The sequence below is a fragment of the Paraburkholderia sp. BR10954 genome (assembly GCF_040965775.1).
Taxonomy (GTDB): Bacteria; Pseudomonadota; Gammaproteobacteria; order Burkholderiales; family Burkholderiaceae; genus Paraburkholderia; species Paraburkholderia youngii.
On the sequence record NZ_JBFRCK010000035.1, the window covers coordinates 68,950 to 82,439 of the forward strand.

Annotated in this window: 9 protein-coding genes and 2 pseudogenes; 7 read left to right on the forward strand and 4 right to left on the reverse strand. The window is 62.2% G+C overall.

All coding sequences use genetic code 11. The features are described 5' to 3' along the window. Nucleotides 1–13: 13 nt before the first annotated feature. A complete protein-coding gene (locus tag AB4Y34_RS33620; protein WP_368718491.1) occupies nt 14–1,132 on the reverse strand; it encodes a patatin-like phospholipase family protein in 1,119 nt (372 codons plus the stop codon). Nucleotides 1,133–1,432: 300 nt separating this feature from the next. Between AB4Y34_RS33620 and AB4Y34_RS33625 the strand changes: the two genes are divergently transcribed. The 5 genes from AB4Y34_RS33625 to AB4Y34_RS33645 all read left to right on the forward strand — a co-directional run bounded on the left by AB4Y34_RS33625 (nt 1,433) and on the right by AB4Y34_RS33645 (nt 8,603). Then, nucleotides 1,433–3,481 carry an ATP-binding protein gene (locus AB4Y34_RS33625; protein WP_368718492.1) on the forward strand — a complete coding sequence of 683 codons (2,049 nt, stop codon included), beginning with the start codon at nt 1,433–1,435 and terminating at the stop codon, nt 3,479–3,481. A gap of 125 nt (nt 3,482–3,606) precedes the next feature. After that, nucleotides 3,607–4,572 (forward strand): LysR family transcriptional regulator, encoded by a 966-nt coding sequence (locus AB4Y34_RS33630; RefSeq protein WP_176125534.1) that lies wholly within the window; start codon nt 3,607–3,609, stop codon nt 4,570–4,572. A gap of 52 nt (nt 4,573–4,624) precedes the next feature. Further along, nucleotides 4,625–6,034, forward strand: a complete 1,410-nt coding sequence (gene tcuA, locus AB4Y34_RS33635) for an FAD-dependent tricarballylate dehydrogenase TcuA (protein WP_368718493.1) — start codon at nt 4,625–4,627, stop codon at nt 6,032–6,034. Then, a complete protein-coding gene (tcuB, locus tag AB4Y34_RS33640) occupies nt 6,021–7,238 on the forward strand; it encodes a tricarballylate utilization 4Fe-4S protein TcuB (protein WP_368718494.1) in 1,218 nt (405 codons plus the stop codon). The genes tcuA and tcuB overlap by 14 nt, the downstream gene beginning before the upstream one ends. A 45-nt stretch (nt 7,239–7,283) precedes the next feature. Beyond that, the gene (locus tag AB4Y34_RS33645) at nt 7,284–8,603 is read left to right on the forward strand and encodes an MFS transporter (protein ID WP_368718495.1); all 1,320 of its coding nucleotides are present in this window, start codon (nt 7,284–7,286) and stop codon (nt 8,601–8,603) included. 75 nt (nt 8,604–8,678) lie between these two features. On the opposite strand, the pseudogene AB4Y34_RS33650 reads toward AB4Y34_RS33645, so the two are convergent. Beyond that, nucleotides 8,679–8,807 (reverse strand): annotated as a pseudogene (locus tag AB4Y34_RS33650) (class II aldolase/adducin family protein); the annotation flags it as partial. 552 nt (nt 8,808–9,359) lie between these two features. Here AB4Y34_RS33650 and AB4Y34_RS33655 point away from each other — a divergent pair. Further along, nucleotides 9,360–10,928 carry a hypothetical protein gene (locus AB4Y34_RS33655; RefSeq protein WP_368718496.1) on the forward strand — a complete coding sequence of 523 codons (1,569 nt, stop codon included), beginning with the start codon at nt 9,360–9,362 and terminating at the stop codon, nt 10,926–10,928. Nucleotides 10,929–11,177: 249 nt separating this feature from the next. After that, nucleotides 11,178–11,870 (forward strand): phosphatase PAP2 family protein, encoded by a 693-nt coding sequence (locus tag AB4Y34_RS33660; protein ID WP_176383384.1) that lies wholly within the window; start codon nt 11,178–11,180, stop codon nt 11,868–11,870. 175 nt (nt 11,871–12,045) lie between these two features. Here the strand turns inward: AB4Y34_RS33660 and AB4Y34_RS33665 are convergent, their stop codons facing one another. Beyond that, nucleotides 12,046–13,137 (reverse strand): porin, encoded by a 1,092-nt coding sequence (locus tag AB4Y34_RS33665; protein WP_368718497.1) that lies wholly within the window; start codon nt 13,135–13,137, stop codon nt 12,046–12,048. 69 nt (nt 13,138–13,206) lie between these two features. Then, nucleotides 13,207–13,490, reverse strand: a pseudogene (mhpE, locus tag AB4Y34_RS33670) (4-hydroxy-2-oxovalerate aldolase); the annotation flags it as partial.

The following is a 13,490-nucleotide window of genomic DNA, read 5'->3' on the forward strand; positions in this document are numbered from 1 at the left end:
CCGTCCGTCCATGTCAGTTTCGTCGCGCGCTCGCGTTGCCGCTGTGCTTGAGCGTCGGATCGATCAACGAAGCCTTGACGTCGACCGAAGACGCTTGCCCGAGCTTCGCGTAGCCGCCCTTGAGCCATACGTCGGCGACTTCACGGCCACGCTCGAACAGCGTGCTGAGCAATGACCAGGACGTGCTGCTCTTCGACACGAATCCGAACTTCGCCAGAAATTCGTCGTCGCGAATCAGGTGAAACCTGACGGGCTTGTAGCGGCTCTTGCGCGCCGCTTCCTCGCCGACCGAATCGAGCACGTGGTTGACCGCTTCGATCGCGTTGATCTCCAGCACCACGGACGCGTTGAAACCGATTTCATTGAGCCGTTCGAGAATGCCGCGCGCATCTTTGGGCGGCATATCGCGGCGCACGAACGGATTCGCGAGCACGAGAATCAGGTCCTGGGCATGCTCGATCAACGGCGCCAAAGGCGGGTTGCCCAGATAACCACCATCCCAGTACGGTATGCCGTCCACGCTGACGGTGCGAAACTCATTCGGCAGGCATGCGGAAGCGCGCAATACGTCAACCGAAATAGCGGGGCGGGTGAAGATCGCGCGTTGGTTGGTGCGTACGTCGGTGGCGCAAATGAATAGTTGCGGGCCGTCGCGCGTCGTATTGAGCGCGGCGAGATCGTGCTCAGGGAGCGCGGAACGGATCACCGGCCCGAGCGGATCGCGGTAGAACGGATTGCCATAAGGCGAAGCGACGAGTCCGACGGCCTCCAGCATGATGGCGGCGGGATTCCAGTCGATATTCCAGCCGCCGAATGGGCCAGGTTCGGAAAAGCCGAGGAGCGCGTTGCCCGCCAGCGCGCCGGCGCGCGATACCGCTTCCCAAAACGCGCGCAGCATGTCGCGTGCTTTCGTTGCCCCGCTGGTCGCGAGACCCGCCGCGCACAGCGTCGCATTGATGCCGCCCGCGCTCGCGCCGCTGATTGCCGCGATATCGAGTGGCATTGCCTGCGACGAGGCCTCCAGCAGACGGTCGAGCACACCCCACGTGAACGCGCCGTGCGAACCGCCGCCTTGCAGGGCAAACGCGACCTTAGGGCCCTTGTGCCGCGTCGAGTTCCGAGGTTCCTCCATCGCCATGGCTCCTTCGCGTCTTGATCGCGTTCCGGCAATCTTACCCGTAAGTGTCACGCGTTTGGTCTAGCCTCGGCAGACGCGGCTGCGGGTTTGTCTCGGTTAAACCGCCGCCCGGCAACAGGTACAGTGTGAGGCGATTTGCGGCGGGCGGGGGCCCAACCTCGGCCGATCGATACTATTAATAGTCGCAAGCGACATATCCGATAAAAAACGGGCCATGAGAGAGAAGTTGAATGACATAAGCCAGCGTGCCAGGGCGGCATCGCGGGCTCTCCGCGCTTGTCCGGGGGCGCCTCGATGAAACGGGATTTCGACCAGGATTCCCCGGGCGCGATCACGCTAAATGGGCTGGCGCGCAGGCTGGGGCGTACCCGTGAGCAGCTGATGCAGCGCTGGATCGCCGAGACTTCGGAGCAGGGCGCGCACCCCGGTGCGGACAGCGGGCAGGGACTGACTGCCTGTTTCGCCTACATGCTGGCCGAGGTATGCGCTTCCTTGCTGGTCGCCGACAGCGACGCGTCTTTAACCGATCACGTAGGTATCGCGCAGCCCGGCAGGTTCTGGCCGGACGACTGGCGGGTCACGGATCTGTTTCGCAACATGGATCTGATGCAGCGCTTTCTGAAGCACGAGATCCGCGCGTATTTCGGTCCCGTCGCCGCTTCCGTCGATGTTCACATGCGGGCGCACGACATTGTCGAGCGCACGTTTCGCGCGATGATCGAAAACGCGATCGAGGCCTACATGCAACGTCAGGCGGCCGAGGTGGCGGCGGCACAGGACAGCCTGCGCACGGCGCTGACCGCGCTGAAGCTCACGGAGGAGCGGCTGCGTGTCGCGACGAGCGCGGCCGGCATCGGCATCTTCGAGTGGTGTGGCGCGTCGCGACAAGGCGTGTGGGAAAACCGCCGGATGTACGAAATCACCGGGCAGCCCGAGGACAGGGGCCCGTTGACGGAAACCGAGTTCATGACGTCGGTCGTTCATCCGGACGATGTCGAACTGCTGCGACGCCATTTCCAGGCCCGGCGGGTCTCCGGCGAGCCGGTGCATGTCGCGTTCCGGCTGCACCGCATAACCGACCGTGCGCTGAGGACCGTCGAAATGTTCGGGTATCTGCGACCGCCCATTCATCAGGACGATTACACGTTCATCGGCAGCTTGTGCGACGTGACGGAGCGGGCCGACGCGGAGGCGAAACTGCGCGACGCCGATCGCCGCAAGGACATCTTTCTGGCCACGCTCGCGCACGAGCTGCGCAATCCGTTGGCGCCCGTGCGCAACGCCGCACATCTGCTGGGTCACAGCGCGGGAGCCGATCCCGCCAAACGCGAGTGGCTGCGCAATGTGATCGAACGCCAGACCGGCCACCTGTCGCATCTGATCGACGACCTGCTCGACGTATCGAGAATCACCACCGGCAAGATCGAGCTGAAGCGCGAGGTCTTCGATATCAGGCTGGCACTCGACCACGCTCTCGAGATCACGATGCCGGCTGCGTCGCAGCGGCATCACGACATCGTGCGTCTGCCGCTGGAGCACCCGGTGTACGTGCACGGCGACCCGGCGCGGATCACCCAGACATTTTCGAATCTGCTCGATAACGCGATCAAATACACCGACGACGGTGGCAGGATCGTCGTATGCGCGACGCTCGTCGGCCGGGAAGTCTCCGTGACGGTGTCGGACACGGGCACGGGTATTTCGGACGACGCACTGCCTCACGTGTTCGATCTGTTCGTACAGGGTTCCCGCCACGGCGAGCCATCGAGGGGCGGTCTTGGGATCGGGCTGTCGGTGTGCAAGACGCTGACCGAGATGCACGGCGGGACCATTGCCGCGAGGAGCGCAGGCAAGAACAGAGGCAGTGAATTCGAAATACGTCTACCCGTTTGCGAGGCCCGCCACCAGGACGCGAAGGACGGTGCCGAGGCCGGTCGACCGGCGTCCGACCGATTGCGTGTTCTGATCGTCGAAGATAACAGCGACGCCGCACTATCGCTCGCCATGATTCTCGACGCGCACGATGTGCGCACCGCACACAGCGGCGAAGACGCGCTTCAGATCGCCGCAGCGTTCGAGCCGCAGATCGTGTTCCTCGATCTTGGGCTGCCGGGAATCAGCGGCTACGAGGTTGCGCGTCGGCTGAGGGAGCATCTGGCGGGCGGCAAGCGCGTTGAAATCGTCGCCGTGTCGGGATACGGACAGCCTGAGGACGTGGCTCACTCAGCGGAGGCGGGGTGTGATACGCATCTCGTCAAACCCGTCGATATCGAGGAGCTGCTCGCGATCATCAGGCGGATGATCGGCGAAAATCCAGACCTCGGTCGCCAATCGAGCGGATAACTCACCGACCGTCACCCCGGCGGATGATCGCGAGGTATTCACGTAAACGCGAGCCGTGACCCGCCGTCTGTGCCCATTTCCAATCTGCGACAATAGCCGCGATTCTCGTCCAGGCCGATCGTGAAATGGAACTCAGACAACTACGCTATTTCCTCAGCGTCGTCGAACACGGCAGCATGGGAAAGGCCGCGCTCGAACTCGGCGTCGTCACTTCCGCGCTGAGTCAGCAGATCAGCCGCCTCGAAGGCGAACTGTCGACGCGCCTGCTGCAGCGCACCTCCAGCGGTGTCGTGCCGACCGATGCCGGTCTCGCGTTCTGGCGTCAGGCGCAACTCGCGCTGCGTCATATCGACGACGCGGCGCTCGCCGCGCGCGCTGCCCGGCTCTCGGGCCACGTCAGCGTCGGCATGGCGCCCAGCACCGCCAGCGTGCTCGGGGTCCCCTTCATGCAGGCCATGCGCGCGCGCTATCCCGACGTGCGGCTGCGCATCGTCGAAAGCCTGTCCGGCTATCTCGCGTCGATGCTGAGCGCACGCCAGATCGATCTTGCCGTGCTGTTTCGTCCGGAGCCCGCGCAGCGCTGGAGCGTCGTGTCGCTGCTCGACGAGCGGCTGTTCGTGATCGGCCGGCACGAGCTCGAAGGCATGCCGTCGGGCGCGAGCGTGCGTCTCGGGCAACTCGGCAAGCTTCCTCTCGTTCTTCCGAGCGGCGCGCACGGCCTGCGCTCGCTGCTGTCCGCCGCGTTCAAGCGGGCCAAATATGAACCGAACATCGCGGCCGAAGTAGACGGCCTCGCGCTGCTGATGGACGTCGTGCGCTCAGGCATCGCCGCGACCATCCAGCCCGGCGCCGCACTCGCGCGGCCGGAGAACGCGGTACTGGCTAGCGTGCCCGTGTCCGAAAGCTTCGCCGTGCGGCCCAATATGATCGCGAGCATCTCGGACGACGAGCTTTCACCGGCGGGGCTCGCCGCGCGCGTGGTGCTCGCCGACGTCGCGCGCGAACTGGTGCGCGAAGGCCGCTGGCCCGGCGCGCGCCTGCGTCAGTCGGAGGGCTTCACAAAAACTGAAGGCCTGTTGACGGCCCGCTGATGGCGGAGCACGAGCGCGACCTTTAGAGTGCGTCCGAAAGGAGGCCCACAAGATGGTCGACGTACTCGTAATCGGAGGAGGCAATGCGGCGCTCTGCGCGGCATTGATGGCGCGCGAAGCCGGCGCGTCGGTTCTGCTCCTCGAATCGGCGCCGCGCGAATGGCGCGGCGGCAATTCCCAACACACTCGCAATTTGCGCTGCATGCACGACGCGCCTCAGGACGTGCTCGTCGATGCCTATCCGGAAGAAGAATTTTGGCAAGACCTGCTGAAGGTCACCGGCGGCATCACGAATGAGCATCTCGCGCGCCTGACGATTCGCGCGTCGTCGTCGTGCCGGCCCTGGATGCAAAAGCACGGCGTGCACTTTCAGCCGCCGCTGTCGGGCGCGCTGCATGTGGCGCGCACCAACGCGTTTTTCATGGGTGGCGGCAAGGCGCTCGTGAATGCGTATTACCGCAGTGCCGAGGCGCTGGGCGTCGAGATTCGCTATGACACGCCGGTCGATTCGCTGGAACTGGACGGCGGCCGTTTCGTCGCGGCCAGGAGTGGCAGCCAGCGCTTCAAGGCGCGCGCCTGCGTGCTGGCGGCGGGCGGCTTCGAATCGAACCGCGAATGGCTGCGCGAGGCCTGGGGGCAAAACGAGCGCGGCGAATGGCCCGCCGACAACTTCCTGATCCGCGGCACGCGTTTCAACAAGGGCGTGCTGATCCGCCACATGATGGATGCCGGAGCGGACATGATCGGCGATCCGTCGCAGTCGCACTGCGTGGCCATCGACGCGCGCGCGCCGCTCTATGACGGCGGCATCTGCACGCGCATCGACTGCGTGTCGCTGGGCGTGGTCGTCAATCGCGAGGCCGAGCGCTTCTACGACGAAGGCGAGGACTTCTGGCCGAAACGCTATGCGATCTGGGGACGCCTCGTTGCGCATCAGCCGGGACAGATCGGCTACTCGATCATCGATTCGAAGGCGATCGGCCGCTTCATGCCGCCGGTGTTTCCCGGCGTGAAGGCCGACACGCTGCCCGAACTCGCGCGCCAACTGAAGCTGCCGGAAGCACGCTTCGTGGAGACGCTGTCGCGTTACAACGAGTCATGCCGGGTCGGCACCTTCGATCACACCTCGCTCGACGACTGCCACACGGAAGGCGTCACACCGCCCAAGACGCACTGGGCCCGCCCCATCGACACGCCGCCGTTCTACGGCTACGCATTGCGTCCCGGCATCACGTTCACGTATCTCGGGCTGAAGACCAACGACCGCGCCCAGGTGCACTTCGGCGGCGAGGCGAGCGAGAACCTGTTCGTCGCGGGCGAGATGATGGCGGGCAACGTGCTCGGCAAGGGCTATACAGCGGGTGTCGGCATGTCGATCGGCACGGCGTTCGGGCGCATTGCCGGCACTCAGGCCGCGCGCGCCGCACTGCAGACTACGGAGGTTTCCTGTGCAGCAAACTGACACGCTCGCGTCCGAACGCACGCGCGCCGCGGCGTTCGAATCGAAGCAAGACATGCAACGCACGCGCGGCGGCTCGCGCGTGATTCCGATCGTGCCGCTGACCGCAAGCGAAGGCGAAGTGGCGCGCCAGATGCAGATCTGCAACGCGTGCCGCTATTGCGAAGGCTTCTGCGCGGTGTTCCCGGCGATGACGCGGCGCCTCGAATTCGGCAAGGCCGACGTCAACTATCTGGCCAATCTGTGCCATAACTGCGGCGCCTGCTACCACGCATGCCAGTACGCGCCGCCGCACGAATTCGCGGTCAACGTGCCGAAGGCGATGGCGCAAGTGCGCCTCGAAACCTACACCGAATACGCGTGGCCCAAGGCGCTGGGCGGCTTGTACAAGCGCAATGGCGTGACGCTGTCGGTCGCGCTGGCGGCGGGGCTCGCGCTGTTTCTGCTGCTCGGCACCGCCCTGCATGGCGGATTGAGCGGTAACGTCGCGCCCGCGAACTTCTACGCGATCTTCCCGCACAACCTGCTGGCGGCGATGTTCGGCGCGGTCTTCCTGTTCGCGATCGTGGCGCTCGGCATCGGCGTGACGCGCTTCTGGCGCGACGTGTCGCCGGGAACCGCGAACGCGAGCACGCCAGCCGTGACGGAAGCGGCGAAAAACGCGTTGACGCTCAAGTATCTCGACGGCGGCCATGGCGACGGCTGCAACGAATCGAACGATGCCTTCACGCTCGCGCGGCGGCGCTTTCACCACTTCACGTTCTACGGGTTCATGCTGTGTTTCGCGGCAACGGTGGTGGCGACGCTCTATCACTACCTGCTCGGCGAGGAAGCGCCGTATCCGTTCTTCAGCGTGCCGGTATTGCTGGGAACGGCGGGCGGGATCGGCCTGATCGTCGGGCCCTTGGGGCTGCTGTGGCTCAACCTTAATCGCCGTCCGGAGCAGGGCGATGCGCGTCAGCGTCCGATGGACCGTGCCTTCATCGCGCTGCTGTTGCTCACCAGCGCGTCGGGCCTCGGGCTGATGGCATTGCGCGAAACGGCGGCGATGCCGTGGCTGCTGGCGGTGCATCTTGGCATCGTGATCGCCTTGTTCGCGACGCTTCCGTACGGCAAGTTCGCGCACGGCATTTTCCGCTCGGCGGCGCTGCTCAAATCGTCTATCGAAAAGCGCCAGCCCAATACCTTGGGTCTCGGCTCGGACTAGGCGCGACAGGCGCCGCATATTTGCATAACAACAGGGGACATATTCATGAACGCTACCGAACCACTAGCCGGCACGCCGGTCGGGGTGCGCTCGTCCAAAGCCGCGGCCGTATTGCGCGTGACGAGCGGCAACTTCCTCGAACAGTTCGACTTCTTTCTGTTCGGCTTCTACGCCACGTCGATCTCGAAGATTTTCTTTCCGGCGTCGAGCGAGTTCGCGTCGCTGATGCTGACCTTCGCCGTGTTCGGCGCGGGCTTTCTGATGCGTCCGTTGGGCGCGATCTTTCTCGGCGCCTATATCGACAAGGTGGGGCGGCGTACCGGCCTGATCGTCACGCTGTCGATCATGGCGAGCGGCACGATCCTGATCGCGTGCGTGCCCGGTTACGCGACCATCGGCCTGCTCGCGCCCGCGCTCGTTCTGCTCGGGCGGCTGTTGCAGGGCTTCTCGGCGGGCGCGGAGCTGGGCGGCGTGTCGGTGTATCTCGCGGAAATGGCCACGCCCGGCGCAAGGGGCTTCTACACGAGCTGGCAGTCGGCCAGCCAGCAGGTCGCAATCGTGATGGCGGCGGCGCTCGGCTACGGATTGAATCACTGGATGAGCGCGCAGCAGATCGGCGCGTGGGGCTGGCGCATTCCGTTCTTCATCGGCTGCGCGATCGTGCCGTTCCTGTTCATGCTGCGCCGCTCGCTGCAGGAAACCGCCGCGTTCGAGGCGCGCCGGCATCATCCGCAGACGCGCGAAATCTTCGCGATGCTGCTCAGCAACTGGCGCACGGTGATCGCGGGCATGCTGCTCACCGCGATGACGACGACCACGTTCTATCTGATCACCGTCTACACGCCAACCTTCGGCAAATCCGTTCTCAAACTGTCGACATCGGATAGCCTGATGGTGACGTTGCTGGTGGGCGTGTCGAACTTCATCTGGCTGCCGATCGGCGGCGCGCTGTCGGACCGGATCGGCCGCAAGCCGATTCTGCTCGCCATTGCCGTGCTGGCGGTCTTCACCGCGTATCCGGCGCTGTCGTGGCTCGCCGCGGCGCCGAGCTTCGGCCGCATGCTGAGCGTGCTGCTGTGGTTCTCGTTCTTCTTCGGCATGTATAACGGCGCGATGGTCGCCGCGCTCACCGAGGTCATGCCGGCGGAGGTGCGCGTCGCGGGTTTTTCGTTGGCGTTCAGTCTCGCGACGGCGCTGTTCGGCGGCTTCACGCCGGCCGTGTCGACCTTCCTGATCGAAACCACACACGACAAGGCCGCGCCCGGCTACTGGCTCAGTTTCGCCGCGCTGTGCGGGCTTGGCGCGACGCTTGGGCTCTATCGGCGGCGAGCGGAGCGGGCGGCTTCTACTGGTTCGTCGGCGTAAGGCTGTTAGCGCGTTGCCGTTGACGTGCTGAGCTGTATGGAGAGGGCGCCGCCACGGTTGGGGGCGCCCTCTCGCTCATTCCCGATACGACGGATCGATCCGATCCAGCTTGCGCAGCAGCGCCGGCCATTCCATCACACCATACGGGCGACGCGTCTGCGGTTGATAGTTCATGTAGGTCTCTTCGAGCACGTCTTTGGGCACACCGGATTCAACTCCGTGTTGCCTGATTGCGGACGCATATCTATCGCGTTACGGGTTGAAGGCCATTCGGCTGACGGACGAATGGGCACGGCGCGAGTTCTTCCTCTGCATGTCGGCAAGCGACCATCGCGCGATGCGGCCGGCCCTCGGTGCTTTCCTCGAGCATCTATTTAGCAGCCAGGCATTCCTGCTGAAACGGGATTACGTGCAGAGGCCGGTATCGAAGCCGGGCCGTTCATCGTAACAAAGCGATTTCGTCTGCTTTATCGCTTCATTCCATCGGCTGCGTCTGTCCAGGAACCTCACAGGTGCCTTCGTCAGCGAGACCCGAAGGAATGTCCTCACCTTTGTGTGAGGTGACGTACAAATGGCTACGTTGGCGCGCGCGTATGCTTGTAAAAAAAATGACATATAGCACTATGAGACCGAAAGCGTCCTCGAATAGAGCTGCGCGACAGCTTCCTTGAGAAACGTAAATTTCGGTGAACAGAACAATTCGAGAATGCCTTGCGTGGAGGGTTCCAAATTCCAAATCAACCTTCCGAGGTTTCGATGACTGTCAGCGACCGGATGAACACTGGCATTTCGCTAGTGCGTCTATGGGGTGTGTGGCTTGTTGCGACCGTGGTTGCGTCGGTGCCATTCCTCGTCACGCTATATCCGCCTCTTGGGCAACACTTTTACAATATCGTCAGGGTCGATATCCTTTCTCATCCGGCTTCGTATGCGAGAAACTTCGTGGTTCATTGGGATGCCGTGCCTGACCTTGCCATGGACTTGACCCTCCCGTGGTTCACGAAGCTCATACCGGTAGAATGGGCCGCCTGGCTATTTACCCTCGCTGAACTCGGGCTATTGACGTCGGGCTGCCTGGTGTTGAGCCGTGTTGCCAATGGTCGCTGGTCATGGTTGCCGCTTGTCAGCTTCCTGCTACTCTATAACTGGATACTCATCCGCGGCTACGATAACTTTCTGTTCGGTCTTGGCATTTCCTTTTGGGCGATCGCCGCGCATGTGGCGTTGCGCAGAGCCACCCTCGCGCGGATCGTGGTCTCTTGCTGCAGTGCCCTTGTTATTTATTTTTGCCATCTGTTTCCACTCGCCGTTTTCGCCCTGGTCGTAGGCACGTGGGAACTTGGCTGTCTTCTTCGCGAGGGGAAGATCTCGAGTCAATCAATTGCTCGCCACGCGGCCGCGAGCGTCGCTCCGTTGCTGCTTCCTCTTGCACTGTTGGTCCGCAGCACCACCGGTGGCCTTCACGGGTCAACTCACTTCGGCCTTATTCACGTACTTTCGAAGCTCGCTTTCTGCATCGATGTCTTCTCGGTGGGCAATCGTGCGGGCGATGTGGCGATCGTGGCGGGTTTGAGCCTGTTCGTGGCCATTGGTCTCGTTCTGAAATGGTGGACGTGCGAGCCAGAGTTCCGGATAACCGTGTTTTCACTTCCACTGGTAGTCCTACTCGCACCGTTTGACGCATTTGCTTCCTACGGTGTGATCGAGCGATGTGCGATCAGCTTCGCGTTTTTGCTGACTGCGTTGGTCGGCATACGGCCCTCGGTGGCGCCACGTTTTCAACGTATCGGCGCAGTCGCGCTCACGCTTGTCTTTGTTTTCCGGATCGTGACTGTGACTGAAGACTGGCGTGGCGACAGGCCTGTCATTCAGGCTTACCGCAATACGTTCGCTTCGCTGAAGGCCGGTTCCGTGTTGTTCCAGTACAAGCAGGACACCGCCGACCGGTCTCCATGGAAAGACCCCCACCGCTGGAATCCATATCTGGACAAGGTGGTGGCGCTCGCAACGGTGAATGGCGTTCTGGTGCCGGATTTGTATCTCAAACCGGGGCAGCAACCCGTGCTTTACCGGAGCGAGAACGTAGCATTGAGGGAGTTCCAGGACGACAGCTCCACCCGGAAACCGAATGTCTTGGCAGATGGCGAGATGTTGCGCGCCTGGGCGACTGAACTGCTGGATCGTTTCCCGGACCTTCAAAGCCGGTTCACGACGGTCTATCTTGCGGTGCTCGACCCGTACCGGCGTCTACCCGAGACGCTTGATGGTTGGCAACTGGTTGCGACTTTGCCGGAACATCGGCTCTATGAATTGCGCCCCCGCTGAGCTCGAATCTCGACGGCAGGCCACCACGACGCATGAGCGTTATACGGTCTCTACCAGGCATCATACGACGGGTTGCATCGAGCAGACTATCGTTGTTCCTTGATCTCTTCAGGTAGTAGACCATCCTCATCAGTTTGCGATGAAATTGTGCAGTAGAAGTTGTCGGTGAAAGTAAGCGTCGTGAAATGTGGCACATCCAATGGACCGTGCTGATTTCCGATGGGACCAGATCGATATTCTTACAAGACAATGAACAGCATCGATTCATCTATCGAAACATATCTATCCAACGTCCACTTCGGGAATCTCACGACCCAAACCATAGAGGTCATTGCGGACCTCTACACGTTCAAAGGGCTCGTTCTCATACCGTTGCTGTGGTGGATGTGGTTTCAGCGTGGCGATCGCCGCGAATGGCGGCGGGAAATGGTGCTCGCAACGCTTCTCGGCGGCCTCCTGGCGCTCTTCGCCGGGAGGCTGCTGACTCACTGGTTACCGTTCCGAGTGCGTCCCGTCTTTAGCAGCGAGTTGCATCTGCGCTTCGCGGGTCACGTCATCGACGACGCACAGTTGTCGACATGGAGTTCCTTCCCAAGCGATCACGCAATGCTATGGATGGCGATCGCGACTGGCATCTTCCTCGTGTGGCGGGCCATCGGTGTGCTGGTGCTTATCTATGCGGTGCTGGTCATTTGCGTGCCGCGCGCCTATCTCGGCTTTCACTATCCGTCCGACTTGCTGGTGGGCGCGCTCATCGGCGCCGGAATTACCTATTTAATGACGCGAGATGCGATTCGCGTGCGCTACGCTACTCCGGCGCTGCGTTGGATGGAGCGTTACCCGGGACCGTCAGCATCGCTGGCGTTCATGCTGTGCCTCGAACTCGCCACGCAGTTCGACGAACTGCGCAAGCTGGCCGGCAGTGTGATCAGACACCTATGAATACCCGTCCTGATTCAATCGGCAATGCGTTTGAAACTGGCAGAGTAATCGTCGGCGTAGTAGCAGGCGTCGTGCAGTGTGGCGAGCAGCATCGAGTTGAAAGCGGTTACGACGCTGCGGAGTCACCGCCCGCAAGCGTTGCTGATCGCCACGTCCAGCCCGGAACAGCCGGATATCAGAACGCGGTGCGAAGGCCAACTCGTGCAATGGCTTGCGACGTCGTGCTAGACGATCCGTTGGGACCCATGATGCCGTTGATGGCAGCCTGCGAACCTGCGCTCGCCTTCTGATAAACGCCCTCCGCATAAACCATGCTCCGCTTGGAGAGCGAATAGTTCAGCGTTGCACCAAGCTGATGCGCGTGGTTGTTGTTGAGTTCCTCGTTACCTTTCAGGTACATATAGTTCCCACCGAACGACCACGCGGGAGTGATCTGCCAACTGGCGCCGACTTGTGCGGCAAAGGCCGCAGCGCCGTTGAACGAGTTGCGCACGCTCGTGATGTTCGCGACCGTGTAGACGGGTCCGATTACATAGTGAGCGCCGAAACCCCAGTTCGTGATTGGAATCTGCGGCGAGCCGTTGCTGGAGCCGGGATATTTCGCTTTCGTGTAGGCGGCGCCGACTCCGAATGGACCGGCACCGTAATTCAACCCGAAGCTCATGGTTGAATTCGACCCGAACGAACCAGCCACTCCGCCGAGCGAATACATTGCCCCAGCGGACAAGCCCGCAAACACCGGTGATTGATACTTGATCGAATTGGCCGCCGGGATGCCGCTCATGCGGCTCCAGTCGAACCAGCCGGTTGGGTTTTGCGGAATGTTCAGTTTCTGGAACGGGCCGGCCGCGAAGTTGTACAAGCCGCCAGTGAACACGGCAGGAGCATTGCCCGTCTCGGTCAGCGACGTCGTCATGAAATCGAAGACATTGCCGAAAGTCAGCTTGCCGAAGCTGGCACTATCCAGACCGACGTAAGCATTCCGCCCGAAGATGCCAGGCTGCACCGTCGCGCCCGTACCGAGCTGAAACTGGTTCTCCAACTTGAAAATGACCTTGTTTCCACCGCCGATATCTTCGGCGCCCTGCAAGCCGAACAGGTTCGGCGTATAGATGCCGTCGTCAAACTTCGTGACCGAATGCCCCCCCTGGTTCGTCACATAGGAGACGCCCCCGTCAATCAGGCCGTACAGCGTGACGTTGCTCTGGGCGAACGCGTATCCGACAGGCAGGAATCCAAAAAGAATTGCAATGGAATGTTTTTTCATTCCAGTCTCCAGATAGTTTACTTGATCGATCTTTTGTGCGGCTTCAATGAGGCTGCTAGTCCGCGCGCTTCAAGCCTGGCGTGCCTGCTTCAAGTCGAGCGCGACATCGACGATCATGTCTTCCTGGCCGCCGACCATGCGGCGCTTGCCCAGCTCGACCAGAATGTCGACGGTCTTCAGGCCGTATTTCTTCGCGGCCACTTCCGAATGACGCAGGAAGCTCGAGTACACGCCCGCATAGCCGAGCGCGAGCGTTTCGCGGTCCACGCGCACCGGCCGGTCCTGCAGCGGACGCACGATGTCGTCGGCGGCGTCCATCAGCGTGTAGAGGTCGGTGCCGTGATTCCAGCCCA